The 17,337-nt window shown below is 67.6% G+C and carries 21 protein-coding genes; 5 read left to right on the forward strand and 16 right to left on the reverse strand.

The features are described from left to right. Positions 1-9: 9 nt before the first annotated feature. Genes KL771_RS15545 through KL771_RS15555 form a run of 3 tightly spaced genes read right to left on the reverse strand, consistent with a single transcriptional unit; the run spans position 10 to position 1,563 of the window. Positions 10-612: a DsbE family thiol:disulfide interchange protein gene (locus KL771_RS15545; protein ID WP_261969458.1), complete on the reverse strand. Its 603-nt coding sequence runs from the start codon at positions 610-612 to the stop codon at positions 10-12. After that, on the reverse strand, positions 609-821 hold the full coding sequence (gene ccmD, locus KL771_RS15550; RefSeq protein WP_261969459.1) for a heme exporter protein CcmD: 213 nt from the start codon (positions 819-821) through the stop codon (positions 609-611). The genes KL771_RS15545 and ccmD overlap by 4 nt, the downstream gene beginning before the upstream one ends. Positions 822-828: 7 nt before the next feature. After that, positions 829-1,563 (reverse strand): heme ABC transporter permease, encoded by a 735-nt coding sequence (locus KL771_RS15555; RefSeq protein WP_261969460.1) that lies wholly within the window; start codon positions 1,561-1,563, stop codon positions 829-831. A 358-nt stretch (positions 1,564-1,921) separates the two neighbouring features. Here KL771_RS15555 and KL771_RS15560 point away from each other — a divergent pair, with 358 nt between their 5' ends. Together KL771_RS15560 and KL771_RS15565 are read left to right on the forward strand one after the other, a co-directional pair. Next, complete coding sequence (locus tag KL771_RS15560) at positions 1,922-2,323, forward strand: DUF423 domain-containing protein (protein WP_261969461.1); 402 nt, start codon at positions 1,922-1,924, stop codon at positions 2,321-2,323. A gap of 232 nt (positions 2,324-2,555) precedes the next feature. Continuing rightward, complete coding sequence (locus tag KL771_RS15565; protein ID WP_261969462.1) at positions 2,556-2,732, forward strand: hypothetical protein; 177 nt, start codon at positions 2,556-2,558, stop codon at positions 2,730-2,732. 180 nt (positions 2,733-2,912) lie between these two features. On the opposite strand, the gene KL771_RS15570 is transcribed toward KL771_RS15565, so the two are convergent. Then, positions 2,913-3,245 (reverse strand): hypothetical protein, encoded by a 333-nt coding sequence (locus KL771_RS15570; protein ID WP_261969463.1) that lies wholly within the window; start codon positions 3,243-3,245, stop codon positions 2,913-2,915. A 469-nt stretch (positions 3,246-3,714) separates the two neighbouring features. Between KL771_RS15570 and KL771_RS15575 the strand changes: the two genes are divergently transcribed. Continuing rightward, positions 3,715-4,107 carry a hypothetical protein gene (locus KL771_RS15575; protein ID WP_261969464.1) on the forward strand — a complete coding sequence of 131 codons (393 nt, stop codon included), beginning with the start codon at positions 3,715-3,717 and terminating at the stop codon, positions 4,105-4,107. A 134-nt stretch (positions 4,108-4,241) separates the two neighbouring features. On the opposite strand, the gene KL771_RS15580 is transcribed toward KL771_RS15575, so the two are convergent. The 4 genes from KL771_RS15580 to KL771_RS15595 form a co-directional block, all read right to left on the reverse strand. Continuing rightward, complete coding sequence (locus KL771_RS15580) at positions 4,242-4,490, reverse strand: hypothetical protein (RefSeq protein ID WP_261969465.1); 249 nt, start codon at positions 4,488-4,490, stop codon at positions 4,242-4,244. Between the two features lie 281 nt (positions 4,491-4,771). Continuing rightward, positions 4,772-5,533 (reverse strand): phosphodiester glycosidase family protein, encoded by a 762-nt coding sequence (locus tag KL771_RS15585; protein WP_261969466.1) that lies wholly within the window; start codon positions 5,531-5,533, stop codon positions 4,772-4,774. Between the two features lie 142 nt (positions 5,534-5,675). Beyond that, positions 5,676-7,622 carry an acetate--CoA ligase gene (gene acs / locus KL771_RS15590; protein ID WP_261969467.1) on the reverse strand — a complete coding sequence of 649 codons (1,947 nt, stop codon included), beginning with the start codon at positions 7,620-7,622 and terminating at the stop codon, positions 5,676-5,678. A gap of 289 nt (positions 7,623-7,911) precedes the next feature. Next, complete coding sequence (locus tag KL771_RS15595; RefSeq protein WP_261969468.1) at positions 7,912-8,433, reverse strand: gamma-glutamylcyclotransferase family protein; 522 nt, start codon at positions 8,431-8,433, stop codon at positions 7,912-7,914. A 154-nt stretch (positions 8,434-8,587) separates the two neighbouring features. Here KL771_RS15595 and KL771_RS15600 point away from each other — a divergent pair, with 154 nt between their 5' ends. Both KL771_RS15600 and KL771_RS15605 read left to right on the forward strand, forming a co-directional pair. Beyond that, positions 8,588-8,827, forward strand: a complete 240-nt coding sequence (locus KL771_RS15600; RefSeq protein WP_261969469.1) for a hypothetical protein — start codon at positions 8,588-8,590, stop codon at positions 8,825-8,827. Positions 8,828-8,937: 110 nt separating this feature from the next. Next, on the forward strand, positions 8,938-9,360 hold the full coding sequence (locus KL771_RS15605; protein WP_261969470.1) for a VOC family protein: 423 nt from the start codon (positions 8,938-8,940) through the stop codon (positions 9,358-9,360). Here KL771_RS15605 and KL771_RS15610 read toward each other — a convergent pair. The 8 genes from KL771_RS15610 to KL771_RS15645 form a co-directional block, all read right to left on the reverse strand. Continuing rightward, positions 9,340-10,305: an ornithine cyclodeaminase family protein gene (locus KL771_RS15610; protein WP_261969471.1), complete on the reverse strand. Its 966-nt coding sequence runs from the start codon at positions 10,303-10,305 to the stop codon at positions 9,340-9,342. The two genes, KL771_RS15605 and KL771_RS15610, sit on opposite strands and share 21 nt — an antisense overlap. A gap of 150 nt (positions 10,306-10,455) precedes the next feature. Beyond that, positions 10,456-10,809 carry a lipopolysaccharide assembly protein LapA domain-containing protein gene (locus tag KL771_RS15615; protein ID WP_261969472.1) on the reverse strand — a complete coding sequence of 118 codons (354 nt, stop codon included), beginning with the start codon at positions 10,807-10,809 and terminating at the stop codon, positions 10,456-10,458. A gap of 195 nt (positions 10,810-11,004) precedes the next feature. Further along, entirely contained in the window at positions 11,005-11,301 is a 297-nt protein-coding gene (locus KL771_RS15620) for an integration host factor subunit beta (RefSeq protein WP_261969473.1), read from the reverse strand. A 23-nt stretch (positions 11,302-11,324) separates the two neighbouring features. Continuing rightward, positions 11,325-12,290, reverse strand: coding sequence for a signal peptide peptidase SppA (gene sppA / locus KL771_RS15625; protein ID WP_261969474.1), 966 nt, complete (start codon positions 12,288-12,290; stop codon positions 11,325-11,327). Positions 12,291-12,446: 156 nt separating this feature from the next. After that, positions 12,447-14,141: a 30S ribosomal protein S1 gene (rpsA, locus tag KL771_RS15630; protein WP_054359318.1), complete on the reverse strand. Its 1,695-nt coding sequence runs from the start codon at positions 14,139-14,141 to the stop codon at positions 12,447-12,449. Positions 14,142-15,121: 980 nt separating this feature from the next. Next, the gene (locus KL771_RS15635) at positions 15,122-15,403 is read right to left on the reverse strand and encodes a copper-binding protein (RefSeq protein WP_261969475.1); all 282 of its coding nucleotides are present in this window, start codon (positions 15,401-15,403) and stop codon (positions 15,122-15,124) included. Positions 15,404-15,412: 9 nt separating this feature from the next. Continuing rightward, the gene (locus KL771_RS15640) at positions 15,413-15,919 is read right to left on the reverse strand and encodes a cupredoxin domain-containing protein (RefSeq protein WP_261969476.1); all 507 of its coding nucleotides are present in this window, start codon (positions 15,917-15,919) and stop codon (positions 15,413-15,415) included. An 11-nt stretch (positions 15,920-15,930) separates the two neighbouring features. Beyond that, positions 15,931-17,334, reverse strand: coding sequence for a multicopper oxidase family protein (locus tag KL771_RS15645; protein WP_261969477.1), 1,404 nt, complete (start codon positions 17,332-17,334; stop codon positions 15,931-15,933). Positions 17,335-17,337: the final 3 nt, after the last annotated feature.

A 17,337-nucleotide genomic window follows, 5' to 3' on the forward strand; every position in this document is an offset into this window, starting at 1 on the left:
GCGGGACGCTCAGCGACGGGCGACCGCCTTCTGGATCTCGGGTTCGAGCTTCGCGGCGTAGCCCTCGGGGCTGAGCGGACCGATGAACTTGTAGGCGATCCGTCCGTCGGCGGCCACCAGGAAGGTTTCCGGCACCCCGTAGACGCCCCAGTCGATCGCCGCCCGGCCCTTCTGGTCCGTGCCGACGGCCGCGAAGGGATTGCCGAGCTGGCCGAGGAAGCGCAGCGCGTTCTCCGGCTCGTCCTTGTAGTTGATGCCGACCAGGCGGACGCGGGGGTCCTTGGCGATCGTGTTCAGGATCGGATGCTCCTGCCGGCACGGCACGCACCAGGAGGCCCAGACGTTGACGATGGTGACCCGGCCCTTGAGGTCGGCGCTGGTCAGGCCCGGCACGGCGGCCCCGCCGCGGGAAAGTCCTGCCAGCGGCGCCAGCGTGAAGTCCGGCACCGGCTTGTCGATCAGCACGGACGGAATTTCCGAGGCGTCGCGCGGCTTCAGCACCAGGAAATAGGCGAACAGACCGGCCATGGCGGCGAAGACGAGCAGCGGCAGGGCCACCAGCCAGGGGCGGCGGGAGGGTGCCGGCGGGTCGGGTTGAAGCTCGGTCGTCATTCCGCCTCCGCGGGCGTAGCCGCCGCTGCGGGTGTGACCGCCTTGGCCGCATCGGAGCGCCGGCGCAGGCCGCGCGCCTCCAGATCCTTCAGGGTCCGACGCTGGGCCGCGAGGTCGGCCCGAATCCAGACGATGAGCCCGAGCACCACCACGGCCGTGACCAGATAGGCGGCGACGATGAAGCCCCAATGGGGACCGAGACCTGCCATGACCGGACTACCCCGCCACCGCCGAGGCCTGCAGCATCCGCAGCGTGCGGATGCGGCGGCGCAGGATCTCGTTGCGCATGGCCATCAGATGTAGCGTCACGAACAGCACCGTGAAGCCGAGCGCGGTGACGAGCAGCGGCCAGAGCATCGAGCCGTGGATGGTCGGTCCGCCGAGCCGGAACACCGAGGCGGGCTGGTGCAGGGTGTTCCACCAGTCGACCGAGAACTTGATGATCGGAATGTTGACGATCCCGACCAGGGTCAGCACCGCGGCTGCCCGGCCGGCCTTGATCGGATCCTCCAGCGTCTGCCAGAGCGCGATCAGGCCGAGATACATAATGAACAGGACCAGGACCGAGGTCAGCCGGGCATCCCATTCCCACCAGGTGCCCCACATCGGCTTGCCCCAGAGCGAACCGGTGACCAGGCAGACGAAGGTGAAAGCGGCGCCGACCGGGGCGGCGGCCTTGGCGGAGACGTCGGCGAGCGGATGGCGCCAGATCAGCGTGCCGAGCGAAGAGGCGGCCATGATCGAATAGCCGAACATCGACAGCCAGGCGGCCGGCACATGGATGAACATGATCTTGACCGTCGCGCCCTGCTGGTAGTCGTCCGGCGCTATGCCGAAGACGAGGCCGAGGCCGACGACGATCAGCAGCGCGGCCAATCCGGCGAGCCAGGGCAGGAACTTTTCCACCAGACCCAGGAAGCGGGTCGGGTTGGCATAGTCGATCAGGGCCATCTTGCCTCCGGCGGGGCGCGGTCTGCAGGTGCCGCATTCCGGGCGCCATCCCCCGCCCCCAGGGCGCGGCAGACGGCGAGGGGACACTAGAGCGGCGGTCCGGCTTGTTCAATGACCGAGGTTGCAGCGTCGCGCCCCGCTTTCGATCAAGTTTCGATCAGGGAACGGGTCCGGATCACTGCGTATGCGTCTTCATCCGGATGGGGACGCCGGTCTCCGTCAGCGGAGCCGGCCTGGCGCGCGGTGCCCCTCCGCCGGTGCCTCCAGGCCGCCGCCTCCGGGTCGGCGTCTCCAGGCCGACGCTTGCGGCGACCGGACGGCCGGGCCACAGTCCGGCGCCCCTTCGGAGACCTCCGCCATGCCGCCGATCGCCCGCCTGCATCTCCTCCTCGCCGGACTGCTCGGGGCCACGGGCGTGGCCCTGGCGGCCGCGGCGAGCCATCTCGCCGCACGCACCCTGGCGGGCGGCGATGCCGCCGCCGGTGCAGGGCTCGGTCCGGCAAGCCTTCTGCTGGTCGCCCATGGGGCGGGACTGGCGGCTCTCGCCGCGCTCGGCATGGCAGTCCGGTCGCGCATGATCGGGCTGGCCGGCATCGTGCTTGCCGCCGGCAGCCTGCTCTTTGCCGGCGATCTGGCGCTGCGTGCGTTCCAGGGCGCCCGTCTCTTCGCCAATGCCGCGCCGATCGGCGGCTCGACCATGATCGCCGGGTGGCTGCTGGTCGCCTTGGGGGCACTGCTGGCCCGGCGTCCGGCGGCCTGACCGGCCTTCTCAGGTCGGCGAAACCGGCGCGCCGATCCCGGCGATCTCGCCGCGTCCGGGCGCCCGGGCTCGTGCGGCTGGTTGCGGAACCGGATGGCTTACCACACGTTATGACTTGGACTTGGCGGCCATCATGCCGCCGACGGCGGCTCTGCGGGCACGCCGGAACCATCACAGGCTGGCGCGCCGCCGGGGAAGCCCCGTCCGGCATGGGCGCCCAAGGGATCGAGCCATGCGTCTGGGATTCTTCTTCTTCCTTCTGTCCGTGGCGATCGGCTACGACGCCATCGTCTATGACGGCGGCTATACCAAGGAGGCGTGGCGGCATGTCCGCGAGGCCGGCACCCAGATTTCCAAGCAGATCGACCGCACCCTCGATCGCCCGCCGGCCGAAAAGACCGCGTTGTAAGGCTGGCACGACCGGCCGGATGCCGCCGGGCGGCCGCCAGGGAGGCCGGTCGTGCCGCTCAAGATGACAGGGTGCCGGCTGCGCCGACGCCCGCCGTGCGGAGCATGGCTTGATGGGTGTGTTGGGTTGCTCTCCGAAGCCGTCGAGGTCCTTGAGGGTGGACGGTGTCCTGGTCCGAGATCACTTCGCCTTGGAACCCTGTTCGCGGGCCACCGAAGCCATCTCGGCCAGGAGGTCGTCCAGATTTTCCCGGAGCGTGTCGAGATGGGCGGCGAGGCGGACGCGGAACGCGCGGCCGTCGGGATGGATCGGATCCGATAGGGCCAGGCGCCGTCCGATCACATCGAGGCTGGCGGCGAGATCCTGAAATTCGGCGATGCCGGCATTGCCGAGGGTCCGAGCCGCCTCCGCGAGATCGTCCACGTTGCGCCGCAGGGCGGCCTCGGCCTCGCCGATCGACGCCGTAACCGATGGCGTAATGCCTCCGCCGGTTTCGGGTTTTTCCTGACGCATGCGACACCTCGTCTCACTCGCGGGTCGCTCGGACTATGGGGCGTCGCACCCGGCCGAGACAATGTCAGGTCGTGGCCAGCGTGCTGAAATTGGCGGCACGGCGACGCTTCAGTAAAACGCCGCGCACACCGCAGTCTGTCCCAAATGAGCCTCATTGAGGCCAAGATCATCCGTCAGGTCATGCCCCTGAAGCGGGCGCAGGTCTGATCGGACCTCGCTGTCGGATACTGCAGGGCATGAAACGAGGCCGACGGGCTGCCGCAAGACGATCGGCATCGTCCGGTCTCAACCTTCCGAACGCAAGCAGAATCACCGGAAATTCGATGCGGATGACGGATCATCTGGATCGAAGCCGTCCGGCTCGCGTTTCATATCGGGGTGTCCCTGACGACAGCCCGGCGATCCGACAGCATCGACGACCATCCGTCGGTCCAGATCCGGTGTCCGGGCGAAGGAAATGAGGACAGGCATGAACACACGATTCTTCGTCATGGCCGCGCTGGCGGGCGGCATCGCCCCGGCCGGCCCGGTTGCGGCCGGCGGCCGGCCCGCCAGCTACGACGGCACCTGGGCGGTCAGCCTGGTGACCGAAAGCGGATCCTGCGACCGCAGCTACCGGGCCAAGGTCGCGATCCGCGACGGCCGCGTCCAACCGGCCGGCGGCAACGACGGTGCGGCGATTTCGGGCGGTGTCGGCGGCGATGGCCGCGTCGCGCTGGATATCCGCCAAAGTCTGGCGCGCGCCGATGCCTCGGGCCGGCTCAAGGGGCGGTCGGGTGCCGGTGTCTGGCGGGTCGCCATGATGGGCTGCAGCGGCAAATGGACGGCGTTCCGACAGACCGCCGAAGCGCGCGCCAACTGACCCGCGCGCCGCGCAGGCCTCCTCCGGAACGGAAGGCCTGCGCCGTCTCGTCATCGTTCGTCCGCCGATCGTGTGGCGTACCTCGCGACGCGGGCTCCGGGTGATGACCTGCGATGCGCCATGCCGACCAGCAGTCAGCCACAGACCCGGTGCTCGACCAGCATCCGCGCCACTGCGGCCCGCCATAGCAGGTCGGGCTGGGTCTCGCCGTGGCGCGCTTCGGAAACGATCCGCCGGGCCAGTTCCCGCCGGTCTACGATCGGTGCGAGCGCGGTGCCGGAGCGGCGGATATGCCGTTCCGCCTTGAGGAAAGCGATCTCGATGTCGGCGAGTTGCGCCGGCTCGAAGATGCCGTCACGGAGGCTGTCCTTGCAGCGTGCCATGATCCACTCCCGTTCGCGATCCTCCAAGAGTGCCACGTCGCGCCGCCAATGCAAGAAAACTTCTTCACGAAATTTAACGATTGTGGCGAAGGCATTCGTGAATTCGTCCCTTCGCAGGCACGTCGTCGCCCGAATGCGCCACCGATTCTGACATCGACTTGCCCGCCGCCGGGTGAAAACGTCAGCCTTGCTGGCGCATCCCGACGATCATCGGGCCGCCGTCTGGCCGGGCCCAATCCCCGGTCTCCAGCCCCGGTCGGCATCCGCACCGCCCGCCGTCGTCATCGCCGCGCTTCGACCACGCCGAGGATCGGTCCGAGCGGGTAGGACGAATCCGACCGTCCCGCCGCCGGCCAATGCACCGCCGAGATGGTGCCGTCCAGGAACAGGGCCTCGGTCGCGCCGAAGCGGTCGCGGAACAGCTGCGCAAAGTCGTGGAAATTGATCGGCGTCTCGGCCTTGACCAGGACCACGCGCGTTCCGCCCAGCACGGCGACGCCGTTGCGGATTTTACGGCTGTCGGAACCGACCCTGAAGGCCGGGTGCGGGGTGCCGCGCCGCAGCAGCATCGGCCCCGACTGGGTGGCGAATTGCGGCTTCAGTCCTGAGGCCAGGAACTGGCCGGTCTCGCTGATGCCGGCCCGGCCCCGGTCGATCCAGAACACGCCGTTCGGCTTCAGGTGGAAATTGCCGGGTCCGTCGGCGGTGCTGGCTGCCCGCATCGACCGGCCGTTCTCGACATGGAGCCCGACCGGCGAGAGATCGGCGTGATACATGCCGCCGTTGACGGCCAGGGCGAGGCGCAGGCCCTGCCGGTCGAGATCGTCTTCGAGGGATCGGAACGAGCCGTAGGGTCGGCCATCGGCGTCCGCCCAGTACAGGCGCAGGTCGTCGCGGGCGAGATCGACGGTGCAGACCGTCAGTCGTCCGGCATCCGCCGTCTCGGACCGGCAGCGGTCGTCGGCCGGGGCGGCCAGCGGCCGCGACAGCGCGAGCGTGGCGGTCAGGAGGGCGACGGCGAGGCGCAGGGCGGCCGGGATCATGCCATGTCTTCCGTTTACCCCCAGCCGATAGGGAAGCGGCCGAGATGGACGGAATTGCGGCCGCACGGAAACTGCCGCTCATGCACGAAAGCCCCGGGATCGCTCCCGGGGCTTCGGTCGTTCAAGCCATGATGTGGGCCGGTCAGCCGGCCTTGCGGTTCTGCCGGTTCTCGATCAGGTCGTCGACCACGCCCGGATCGGCCAGCGTCGAGGTGTCGCCCAGGCTGTCGAAGGAATCCTCGGCGATCTTGCGCAGGATGCGGCGCATGATCTTGCCCGAACGGGTCTTCGGCAGGCCCGGCGAGAACTGGACCAGGTCGGGCGAGGCGATCGGGCCGATCTCCTTGCGCACCCAGGCGACCAGCTCCTTGCGCAGCTCTTCGGTCGGCTCGATGCCGGTCATCAACGTGACATAGGCGTAGATGCCCTGGCCCTTCAGGTCGTGCGGATAGCCGACCACGGCGGCCTCGGCGACCTTCGGATGGGCGACCAGCGCGCTCTCCACTTCGGCCGTGCCCATGCGGTGGCCGGAGACGTTGATCACGTCGTCGACGCGGCCGGTGATCCAGTAATAGCCGTCGGCGTCGCGCCGGCAGCCGTCGCCGGTGAAGTAGGTGCCCTTGTAGGCCGAGAAATAGGTCTGCACGAAGCGCTCGTGATCGCCGAACACGGTGCGCATCTGACCCGGCCAGCTGTCCAGGATGACCAGGTTGCCCTCGGTGGCGCCGGTCAGCACGTTGCCCTCGGCATCGACCACGGCCGGCTGCACGCCGAAGAAGGGCCGCGTCGCGGAACCGGGCTTGAGCGCGGTCGCGCCCGGCAGCGGGGTGATCAGGATGCCGCCGGTCTCCGTCTGCCACCAGGTGTCGACGATCGGGCAGCGTGCGTCGCCGACCACGTTGTAGTACCAGACCCAGGCTTCCGGATTGATCGGCTCGCCGACCGAGCCGAGCACGCGCAGGCTGGCGCGCGAGGTCTTCTTCACATGGCCTTCGCCGGCGCCCATCAGCGAGCGGATCGCGGTCGGGGCGGTGTAGAAGATGTTGACCTTGTGCTTGTCGACCACCTCCCAGAAGCGGGCCGGCGAAGGATAGGTCGGGATGCCTTCGAACATCACCGTGGTGGCGCCGTTGGCGAGCGGGCCGTAGACGATGTAGCTGTGTCCGGTGACCCAGCCCACGTCGGCCGTGCACCAGTAGACCTCGCCGGGATGATAGTCGAACACCAGCTCATGGGTGATCGACGCATAGACCAGATAGCCGCCGGTCGAATGCAGCACGCCCTTCGGCTTGCCGGTGGAGCCCGAGGTATAGAGGATGAACAGCGGATCCTCGGCATTCATCGGCTCGACCGGGCAGTCGGCCGAGACCGCGGCGGCGGCTTCGTCGTAGTAGATGTCGCGGCCGGCGGTCATCTCCATCTTGCTGCCGGTGCGGCGGACGACCAGCACGGTCTCGACGCCGGTGATCTTCTTCAGCGCCGCGTCGACATTGGCCTTCAGCGGCACCTTGCGGCCGCCGCGCAGGCCCTCGTCGGCGGTGATCACCACGGCGGAGCCGCAATCCTCGATGCGGCCGGCCAGGCTGTCCGGCGAGAAGCCGCCGAAGACGATCGAATGCACCGCGCCGATGCGCGCGCAGGCCAGCATCGCATAGGCGGCCTCGGGGATCATCGGCAGGTAGATGGTGACGCGGTCGCCCTTCTTGACGCCGCGCGCCTTGAGCACGTTGGCGAAGCGGCTGACCTCGTCCTTCAGCTGCGCATAGGTGATGTGCTTGGAATCGGCCGGGTCGTCGCCTTCCCAGATGATCGCGGTCTGGTCCGGCCGGGTGGCGGCATGGCGGTCGACGCAGTTGGCGGCGACGTTCAGCTCGCCGTCCTCGAACCACTTGATCGACACGTTGTGCGGATCGAAGGAGGTGTTCTTGACCTTGGTGAAGGGCTTGATCCAGTCGATGCGCTGGGCCTGCTCGCCCCAGAAGCCGTTCGGATCGGTCACCGACCGCTCATACATGGCCTTGTATTTCGCGTCGTCGACCAAGGCCGCCTTGGCGACTGCTTCCGGCACCGGGAACACGTTGTCCGACATAAGCCACCTCCCAAGAAGATTTTTCACGGACGGCGACCGTAGCCGATCCCGTCATGGCCGTCCGATTGCTCGGTTTCGGCCGGCATTATGGGCATTTGGGCCGGCCAGTCCATAAGCGCGCGTTGCAGACTTTGGTCGCGCTACGAAGGATCGAGGCTTGGAATGTCAGGGAAATCCAGCCCCGATTGGATGGTGCGGCAGGCCTTGCGGGCTTCTACGGACCGGCGTGACGGGCGCAAACCGTCACGCCGAGGCCGGCTTTGCCCTCCGGGGCCGGTCCGGCCGCCGCTCAGCCGGTGCGGCGGTTGGCGCCAAGCCGGGCGGCGGCCCGCGCATAGACGTCCGGCCACAGCTCGGCCGAGGCCTCATGGGGGACGCGGCCGAAGTGATCCATGACGAGTTCGGCGGCGGCGAGCGCGAACGGCTTGGCGGTCGCCTGCCAGCGCTCCAGCGACCAGGTCTCCTCGGTCGCGGCCAGAAGCCCGGTCGATTCGAAGAAGCGCGCCCGGACAGACCCGGCGGCCGTCACGACCTCGGTTTCGGCGAGGCGGTAGTCGGTGGTCTCATAGAAGGCGATGCGCGCGATCACGGTCGGGTCGGGGAGATCGACCAACAGTCCGCCGGCCCTGTGACCGAGTTCGGCGGCGAGGACCGGATAGGCCTCGCCGTCGGCCCGTCGCGCCCGGTGGCCGGCCATCGCCGCCGGCCGGGTCGCGAAATCCGCGAAGGGCCGGCCCGCGACCAGCGCAAACAGGTCCGCGTCGCGCAGCGAGCCGAAGAAGAACAGCGGCAGGGACTCGGTTACGATCATGGGCGGGGCTCCCCTCGACCCGTCCGCCGGGCCCCTCTCTTCGCAAGCGCGCAGTATCGCGTCGCGGGCCGGCATGGCAAGGGTGCGACAGGGCGCCGTTACCCTTTGTTAGCATCTGCGGCGCAGCCTCGGAGGACCGAACCGGAGATCCGAAATGCCCGAGGCCCGCCCGCTCGCCGCTACCGCCGCACCGTCGCGCCGGGTCGCCCTGATCGGGCTCACCGCCGGCCTTCTGGGCACCGTGTCGCTGATCCTCGCCCTGCCGGCGATCGCCGGACAGCCCGGGGCTTCGATGTCCGCCCCGCTGGTCTTAATGAGCGCGGCCTTCGTCGGCGTCATCCTGGCGGCAGTGGACGCGGCCCGCTCGCCCGCCGACAGCGCCGCAAGACGCTGATCGCCATCGTCGTGTCATGATCCCCGCCATGCTGCCGCGTGGGGGGTACCGAACGGACGGCCTTCGGCCGGAGCGCAGGCTCCGCTGCCGACCCACCGCGAAGGGATGACATGGACACGCACGGCAGTTTCGTCTGGAACGAGCTCAACACCCGCGACCCCGAGCGCGCGAAGGCCTTCTATGCCGCGCTGCTTGGCTGGGCCTTCGAACCGATGGCCATGCCGGAGGGGACCTACTGGCTGGCCAAGGTCGACGGCCGGCCGGTCGCCGGCATCTTCACCATGAACGGCGCCGAATTCGACGGCATCCCGGAACACTGGTTCCCGTATCTGTCGGTCTCCGACATCGATGCTGCCGCGGCAGCGGTCCCGACCGCCGCCGGACAGGTGCTTCGCGCCCCATGGGATGTGCCGGGCGTCGGTCGGATCGCCATCCTGCGCGACGTGAATGGGGCTGCCTTCGGGGCGATGACGCCGGTGCCGATGCCCGAGCCTTCAGATGCCAGCGGGCTGTCAGGCGCCGGCGAGGCGTGACCAGACCAGCCGTGCCGCGGCGAGATCTTCGAGCGCGGTCCCGACCGACTTGAACAGCGTGATCTCGTCGGCGCCGCGGCGTCCCGGATCGGTGCCACGGCAGAGATCGAACAGATCCGCGACCACATCCGACGGCGCGATCACGCCGTCGGCGATCGGGCGCACGATATCGCCGGCCTCCTTGAGGGCGCCGCCGCGCGTGTCGACGAAGACGCGCGCCCGGCGGACGGCCTCGTCGTCGCTCTCGCGCATGGCCGGCGTGAAGGCGCCGACCAGGTCGACATGGCAGCCCGGCTTCAGCCAGGCGCCGCGCACGACCGGCTCGGACGACAGCGTGGCGGCGGAGACAATATCGGCCTCGGCCACGGCACCGGCGAGGTCGGTGACTGCGGTCACGCGGTAGGGCCGGCCGGCAAGGCTTGCGGCCAGCGCGACGGCCTTTTCGGGCCGATGGTTCCAGACCGCGACCTCGCGGATCGGCCGCACGCTGGCATGGGCCTCGATCAGATGCGGGGCCAGCGCGCCGGCGCCGACCATGACCAGCCGTGCGGCATCCGGCCGGGCGAGCTTGCGGGCCGCCAACGCCGAGGCGGCGGCGGTCCGGCGCAGCGTCAGCCGCGTGCCGTCCATCATGGCGACGGGCTCGCCGGTCACCCCGGACATCAGCAGGTAGCTGCCGACCACGCTGGCCCTGCCGCGCGCCGCGTTGCCGGGCACCACATTGACGATCTTGATGCCGATCATCGGATCACCGTCGAAGCCGGCCGATACATCGTCCCAGGCCGGCATGAGCAACAGCATGGCGTCGGGTTCGCCGGCGCGGACGACCGGATGGTGATGGCGGACCGGCGTCACCACATGGCCGCGGAAGGCGGCCTCCAGGGCATCGACCAGATCGGGATAGACCAGCAGGCGGCCGACTTCCTCGGCCTCGACGACACGCATGGGAACCTCTGACCAGCAGTGGAAAACGGCGACGCCATCCGGCCGGACGGTCGGATGGCGCCTTCAGAACGGAGTCAGCAAGGCCGGCGGGACCGGCCCGGCGAGGCGGGCAGGGCGGTGCGTCCGGCCGGCCGGCGCCCCGATCGTGTCTCACGCCGCGCGGCGGCCGGGACCGGACAGCGCCAGGGCGGCGCGGCGCGCCTCGCGGTCGCGCTCCACGGACGCCTCGCGTTCGCCCAACAGGCGCTCGGTCTCGGCGCGCAAGCGGCGCTCGGACCGGCGATGGCGACCCTGATTGAGCCAGACCGCGACGCCGCCGATGACCACGCCGATCATCAGCACGGCGAAGAAGATCAGATAGAGCGGCAGTTCGACCGAAAGCGCCGGCGCCTCGGGGCGGAACGGATCGAGCGAGAGCTTGACCGGCGCGCGATTGGCCACCGCCAGCGCGACCAGAACGATGCCGACCGGCACCCCGACGAGCCACCACAGAATTCGCGACATTCACGTCTCCCCGGGGTCCGGACCGGCGGCCGTAGCGCCGCGGACCCTCTTTAACGCCCGGTTCACCATCCGGCCAATTGGCCGGTCCCCGGTCAGATCGGACCCCCCGGCCCGCAGCTCCGACGACCGGAGCCGAGGCTCCCGGTCGCGGCGGCCTCTTTCGAAACGATGCCGATTCGCGGATGAGCGGACCGCTCAGTCGCCGAGATCGACACCGCCATTGAGACGCTCGCGCATCTCCTTGCCGGTCTTGAAGAAGGGCACGTATTTCTCGGTCACCGCGACCTTCTGGCCGGTGCGCGGATTGCGGCCGGTGCGCGAGGGGCGATTCTTGACCGAAAAGGCGCCGAAACCGCGCAGTTCGACCCGATCCCCGCGCATCAGCGCGTGACCGACCTCGTCCAGGACGGCGTTGACGATGTGCTCGACATCGCGCTGATAGAGATGCGGGTTGCGTTCGGCGAGGCGCTGCACCAGTTCGGACTTGATCATCGATCCATCCCCCCGGGATTTCCTCAATTTTTCAAGCCTTCAGGGTGCCAAACGGAGGTCAGACCGTCAAGCGCGGCGCCGCCGCGTACGGCATCTTCCATGCCGAGCCCTGAGAGCACGCCGCGGGTCGCGGCGGCGACGGCCGATTGCGCCAGATCCCAGCCGAATTTGTCGTCGCGCGGCTTCCAGTCCCGGACGGGAAGATCCTTGTCGACGCCCTTGGCCGTCTCCAGCCAGCGCCGGGCGGCTTCCGGGCCGCCGAGCTCGTCGACCAGCTTGGCGTCGAGCGCCTGCGCACCGGTGAAGACGCGGCCGTCGGCCAGTCGCTTGGCCTCGTCCGGTCCCAGGCTGCGGCGCTCGGCGACGAGGCCGACGAACCAGCCGTAGCTGTCCTGGATCATGCGGTCGACTGCGGCGCGCGCCTCGGGGCTGACCGGCTTGAACGGGGTCGGTTCGGCCTTGAGCGGGGAGGACTTCACCTCCTCGAACTTGACCCCGACCTTGGCGAGCAGCTCCGACACGTCGGCCCATTGGGCGATCACGCCGATCGAACCGGTCAGGGCGCTGCGCCGGACGATGATGCGGTCGGTACCAAGCGCGGCCATATAGGCGGCCGAGGCCGCGAGGCTGTCGACATGGGCGACGGTCGGTTTCTTCTTGGCCAGGTCGCGCAGGCCTTCGTAGAGCGCCTCGCCGCCCGAGGTGGCGCCGCCCGGCGAATTGATCTCGACGATCACGCCCTTGACCGAGCTCGACTTGCCGATCCGCTCCAGCATCTCCTGGAACTTGCGGTCCGGCCGGATAAAGCCCGAAATCGAGATCCGCGCGACATGCGGGGTCGACTGCTGGGCGAAATTCTTGATCGTGCCGGCCTCGGTCAGGCCGACGACCAGCGCGGCACCGGCGGCCAGAAAGGCCGCGATGCGCCAGAATCCGATCTTCCGCTTCAGGCGGCGGCGGTCGAGGACAACGTCCGGATCGAGATGCATGGGCGGTCTCCTTGGGTGGCCAGGGGTACCAGCCCGTATCAAGGGCGGCAAGACCCGCATCGCATCGCCTGAATGCAGAAGACCCGCGCCGGTCGCCCGGCGCGGGTCTGAAGAGCGGTCCGTGTCGGCACCGCCTTAGCGGTGCCGGATCGGAGACTAGCGGTCGTCCTGGCGCGCCTTGAGGGCGGCGCCGAGGATGTCGCCGAGCGAGGCGCCCGATTCGGACGAGCCGAACTGCGCGATCGCTTCCTTCTCTTCGGCCACTTCGAGGGCCTTGATCGACACCTGGACCTTGCGGGTCTTGCGGTCGAACTGGACCACGCGCGCATCGACGCGCTCGCCGGCGGCGAAGCGGTCGGGGCGCTGCTCGGCGCGGTCACGGCTGAGCTCGGAGCGCTTGATGAAGGTGGTGAACTCGGTATCGACGATCTTCACCTCGATGCCCGAATCCTTCACGTCGGTCACTTCGCAGGTGACGATCGCGCCGCGGCGCAGATCGCCCGCCTTCTCGAAGGGGTCGCCGGCAAGCTGCTTGACGCCAAGGGAGATGCGCTCCTTCTCGACATCGACATCGAGCACCACCGCCTTGATCTTGTCGCTGCGGCGGAATTCCTCGATGACCTGCTCGCCCGGACGGTTCCAGTCGAGATCCGACAGGTGAACCATGCCGTCCACGTCGCCATCCAGGCCGACGAACAGACCGAACTCGGTCTTGTTCTTGACCTCGCCCTCGACGACGGTCCCGATCGGGTACTTGTCGACGAAGACTTCCCACGGATTGGCCAGGGTCTGCTTGAGGCCGAGGGAGATGCGGCGCTTGACCGGATCGACCTCGAGCACCATGACCTCGACCTCCTGGGAGGTGGAGACGATCTTGCCCGGATGGACGTTCTTCTTGGTCCACGACATCTCGGAGACGTGGATCAGGCCTTCGATGCCCGGCTCCAGTTCGACGAAGGCGCCGTAGTCGGTGATGTTGGTCACGCGGCCGGAGAACTTCGTGCCGACCGGATACTTGGCGGCGATGCCATCCCACGGATCCGCTTCGAGCTGCTTCATGCCGAGCGAGATGCGGTGGGTTTCCGGGTTGACGCGAATAATCTGGACCCGGACGGTCTGGCCGATCGAGAGGACCTCGCTCGGATGATTGATGCGGCGCCACGCGATGTCGGTGACATGCAGCAGGCCGTCGATGCCGCCGAGGTCGACGAACGCACCGTAGTCGGTGATGTTCTTGACCACGCCGTCGACGATCTGGCCTTCCTGCAGGCTCTGGACCAGCTCGGAACGCTGTTCGGCGCGGGTCTCTTCCAGGACGGTCCGGCGCGACACGACGATGTTGCCGCGGCGCTTGTCCATCTTGAGGATCTGGAAGGGCTGGTTGATGTGCATCAGCGGGCCGACGTCGCGGACCGGACGGATGTCCACCTGGGAGCGCGGCAGGAACGCCACGGCGCCGTCGAGGTCGACCGTGAAGCCGCCCTTGACCTGGTTGAAGATCACGCCGGTGACCTTCTCGTTCTTGTTGAAGGCCTCCTCGAGGCGCAGCCAGCTCTCTTCGCGGCGCGCCTTCTCGCGGCTGATGACCGCTTCGCCGAGCGCGTTCTCGACGCGGTCAAGATAGACCTCGACGATGTCGCCGACCTTGATCTGGCCGTCACGCGCCTGGACGCCGAATTCCTTCAGCGGCACGCGACCTTCGACCTTCAGGCCGACGTCGATGACCGCCAGATCCTTCTCGATGCCGACCACGGTGCCCTTGACGACGGTGCCTTCGAACAGCTCGCCGCCGGTATAGGACTCTTCGAGAAGGGCCGCGAAATCCTCGCGGGAGGGGTTGAGTTGAGACATTAACGCTCCTGGTGCCGCCGTCACGGCCATGTGCGCCGGCTCGGGTTCGAAGTTGCGGGGCGGTCCCGAAGCCGCCCGGCTCCCCGCGACGGGCGGAGGAGCGCCGACAGGTACACCCGTCGGGCCGGCGCCGGCGAGCGGCGGATCGAGACCGTATTCCAGTGTGGTCCGGCACCAAGACGGACGGATCGGCAGGGTTCGAACCCCCGTCCCGCCCACGCACTGTCCTGCCCTCGGCAGGCGCCGGCCCGCGACAACGGACCGGCTCGCTCGGAAAACGTGGGCTGCTATAGCCCTTTCGGCCGGTCTCGGCAAGGCGAGCCGTCGCGACAGCCGTCGTCGCCACGGTCGGCTCTTTCGCCGCATACCCGCCTGATTGGGCGAGGAAGGCGGAGTTCGACCGTCGGTCCAAGCAGTGATCGCCTTTATCGTCATTCCCGTCGACCAGCCGCTCGCTCTGCCAATGGAGTGGCGGTCGCATGGCGCCCTTCTCGGGTTCCGATCCCGGCGGGCTGCTGCGGTCCCGCCCAGCCCCGGAAGATCGAATCGCGTGAGGGCCGGCCGCAAAGGATCGGGCACATCATTGGCCGCCCGAACGCCGACACTCGATCTGCGCCCGAGCGCTCTCGACGGCCGAACGGCTCCCCTACGGTCTGGATCGCCCTCCATCGCCGCGGCACCACCATGAAGGTTTCGGTGATGTCATCGTCGAGCCTGCGCAGACGGGAATTGCCGAAGCCTGAGCCGGCGGTCGGTTGGGCCTTTGGCACTCCGGTGAAGAAGCTGACTCATAGCGTGTCCTCTCCGACGGGGACAACGATACGCCATCACACCGTGGGTCTGAACACTCAGACAACGTAAGGTGTCGAGGAGACAGCAGGGATGATGGTTCCCCTAAATTCAGGAAACTTCGCCGAACCCGGGAGGTTTCGTCCTTCTGGAGGCCGAATTCATTATGGCCATTTCGTCTCACGGCCGCTCTACTTCGATTTTTCAATCGTCGTTACCGTCAGTGCACCATTCATCCGCTCAATGTTGAATTTTACCTTGTCGCCGGCCTTCACCTTGGTCAGAAAGGCCGTGTCGGCCACCTGGAAGACCATGGTCATTGCCGGCATATCGAGGGCCTTGATCTCACCGTGCTTGATCGTGAGCTTCTTCGCCGAAGCGTCGACCTTGGTGACCTGACCGTCGACGGGATCGGCGGCGAAGGCGGGAACGGCGGTACAGAGTACAGTCAGGAATGCGATCGTCTTGTACATGACAGGTCCTCAGCGGTTGGTGAGCTTCTGCTTGATGGGCAACACGACCAGCGTTCCCTTCATGCCGGCCTCGTAGTGTCCGGGACGCAGACAGGCGAATTCGAACGTGCCGGGCTTGGAGAACATCCAAACCAATTCGTTGCGATCTCCGATTTTCAACGACTTTCCGTTCGGATCGTCGTGTTCCATCTCCGGAAATTTCTGCATTAACGCAGCATGTTTCTGATTGTCCTCGACAGTACCGAGCATGAACTCGTGGTCGAGCTGGCCGGCATTGATGAGCTTGAAGCGGACGCGCTCGCCTTGGCGCACCTCGATGCGGTCGGGCAGAAAGGTCATGCGGCCGTCCACTTCTTTCATGCTCACTTCGACGATGCGGGCGGGCTTTTTGGGGTTGCCCGGTTCACCAAAGGCGAAGCCGTCGTGGGTGTGACCAGGCACACCTGCCCCGGCCCAGGCGGTAGCGGGCGCGACGGCGAGCGCGAGCACAAGGACGACGGCTGTCTGAAATCTCATGCGGTGTCTCCTCAATGTCCGGAATGTTTGGAACGACCCTTGCCGGGCTTGACCACGGTCACCTCCGCGCTCTTGCCCGGGATGACCTTGGCGGGCAGAGCTTCGGTCGCGGCCTTTTCTTCGCCCTTCCACTCATAGGCGACCGTGCCTGGCGGGTGGCGATACCAACCGGGGTCCTTGTAGTCGTCGCGGGCGAGGCCTTCGCGCACCTTCACGACCGAGAACATTCCGCCCATTTCGACGGGCCCGAACTGCGCGAAGCCGGTCATCATCGGCAACGTGTTGTCGGGCAGCGGCATTTCCATTTCGCCCATTTCCGCCATGCCGTTCGAGCCCATCGGCATATAGTCGGGCACGAGCTTGCGGATCGTCTTGGCGACATCTTTCTTGTCGACGCCGATCCAGGTTTTCACATCGTGGCCCATGGCGTTCATCGTGTGATGCGACTTGTGGCAGTGGATTGCCCAATCGCCCGGTTCGTCCGCCACGAATTCGTAGGCCCGCATGGCGCCGACCGGGATGTCGATGGTGACTTCCGGCCAGCGCGCCTCGGGCCTGACCCACCCCCCATCCGTGCAGGTCACCTCGAAATGGTAGCCGTGCATGTGGATCGGATGGTTGGTCATGGTCAGGTTGCCGACGCGCACGCGCACCCGGTCACCCTTGGCGCAGACCAGATGGTCGATTCCAGGGAACGCGCGGCTGTTCCAAGTCCACAGATTGAAGTCGGTCATGGTGTTGACCTTGGGTACATAGCTTCCCGGCTCAATATCGTAGGCGTTGAGCAGGAAGACGAAGTCCCGGTCGACCGGCATGAAGGCCGGATTCTTGGGGTGGACCACGAAGAAGCCCATCATGCCCATCGCCATCTGCACCATTTCGTCGGCATGCGGGTGATACATGAAGGTGCCGGACTTCTTCAGCTGAAACTCGTAGACGAAGGTCTTCCCGGGCTTGATATGTGGCTGGGTCAACCCCCCGACACCATCCATGCCGCAAGGCAGCAACTGGCCGTGCCAGTGCACGGTCGTGTGCTCCGGCAGCTTGTTGGTCACGAAGATCCGCACCTTGTCGCCCTCGACCGCCTCGATGGTCGGACCGGGGGACTGGCCGTTGTAGCCCCAGAGGTGGGCGACCATTCCGGGCGCGATCTCGCGTACGACCGGTTCGGCGACGAGATGGAATTCCTTCCAGTCGCCGTTCTGCCGCCACGGCAGGGTCCAGCCGTTCAAGGTCACGACCGGCTGGTAGTCGGGACCGCCGGCAGGCTTCAGTGGCGGCTGCATCGTCGGCTCGGTCATCACCGGAGCTTCCGGGATCGATGCGGCCTGGACGCGGCCGGAGACTGCGGAAGCTCCGATCAGCGCAGCGGCGGCGCCGCCGGCGCCGAGCAGGGAGCGACGGGAAACGGTCATCGG

The sequence above is a fragment of the Prosthecodimorpha staleyi genome, from assembly GCF_018729455.1.
GTDB classification, from domain to species: domain Bacteria; phylum Pseudomonadota; class Alphaproteobacteria; order Rhizobiales; family Ancalomicrobiaceae; genus Prosthecodimorpha; species Prosthecodimorpha staleyi.

Coding starts and splice junctions, on each gene's coding strand:
- KL771_RS15545 (WP_261969458.1), bottom strand. CDS start 612: ATGACGACCGAGCTTCAACCCGACCCGCCGGCACCCTCCCGCCGCCCC.
- ccmD (WP_261969459.1), bottom strand. CDS start 821: ATGGCAGGTCTCGGTCCCCATTGGGGCTTCATCGTCGCCGCCTATCTG.
- KL771_RS15555 (WP_261969460.1), bottom strand. CDS start 1,563: ATGGCCCTGATCGACTATGCCAACCCGACCCGCTTCCTGGGTCTGGTG.
- KL771_RS15560 (WP_261969461.1), top strand. CDS start 1,922: ATGCCGCCGATCGCCCGCCTGCATCTCCTCCTCGCCGGACTGCTCGGG.
- KL771_RS15565 (WP_261969462.1), top strand. CDS start 2,556: ATGCGTCTGGGATTCTTCTTCTTCCTTCTGTCCGTGGCGATCGGCTAC.
- KL771_RS15570 (WP_261969463.1), bottom strand. CDS start 3,245: ATGCGTCAGGAAAAACCCGAAACCGGCGGAGGCATTACGCCATCGGTT.
- KL771_RS15575 (WP_261969464.1), top strand. CDS start 3,715: ATGAACACACGATTCTTCGTCATGGCCGCGCTGGCGGGCGGCATCGCC.
- KL771_RS15580 (WP_261969465.1), bottom strand. CDS start 4,490: ATGGCACGCTGCAAGGACAGCCTCCGTGACGGCATCTTCGAGCCGGCG.
- KL771_RS15585 (WP_261969466.1), bottom strand. CDS start 5,533: ATGATCCCGGCCGCCCTGCGCCTCGCCGTCGCCCTCCTGACCGCCACG.
- acs (WP_261969467.1), bottom strand. CDS start 7,622: ATGTCGGACAACGTGTTCCCGGTGCCGGAAGCAGTCGCCAAGGCGGCC.
- KL771_RS15595 (WP_261969468.1), bottom strand. CDS start 8,433: ATGATCGTAACCGAGTCCCTGCCGCTGTTCTTCTTCGGCTCGCTGCGC.
- KL771_RS15600 (WP_261969469.1), top strand. CDS start 8,588: ATGCCCGAGGCCCGCCCGCTCGCCGCTACCGCCGCACCGTCGCGCCGG.
- KL771_RS15605 (WP_261969470.1), top strand. CDS start 8,938: ATGGACACGCACGGCAGTTTCGTCTGGAACGAGCTCAACACCCGCGAC.
- KL771_RS15610 (WP_261969471.1), bottom strand. CDS start 10,305: ATGCGTGTCGTCGAGGCCGAGGAAGTCGGCCGCCTGCTGGTCTATCCC.
- KL771_RS15615 (WP_261969472.1), bottom strand. CDS start 10,809: ATGTCGCGAATTCTGTGGTGGCTCGTCGGGGTGCCGGTCGGCATCGTT.
- KL771_RS15620 (WP_261969473.1), bottom strand. CDS start 11,301: ATGATCAAGTCCGAACTGGTGCAGCGCCTCGCCGAACGCAACCCGCAT.
- sppA (WP_261969474.1), bottom strand. CDS start 12,290: ATGCATCTCGATCCGGACGTTGTCCTCGACCGCCGCCGCCTGAAGCGG.
- rpsA (WP_054359318.1), bottom strand. CDS start 14,141: ATGTCTCAACTCAACCCCTCCCGCGAGGATTTCGCGGCCCTTCTCGAA.
- KL771_RS15635 (WP_261969475.1), bottom strand. CDS start 15,403: ATGTACAAGACGATCGCATTCCTGACTGTACTCTGTACCGCCGTTCCC.
- KL771_RS15640 (WP_261969476.1), bottom strand. CDS start 15,919: ATGAGATTTCAGACAGCCGTCGTCCTTGTGCTCGCGCTCGCCGTCGCG.
- KL771_RS15645 (WP_261969477.1), bottom strand. CDS start 17,334: ATGACCGTTTCCCGTCGCTCCCTGCTCGGCGCCGGCGGCGCCGCCGCT.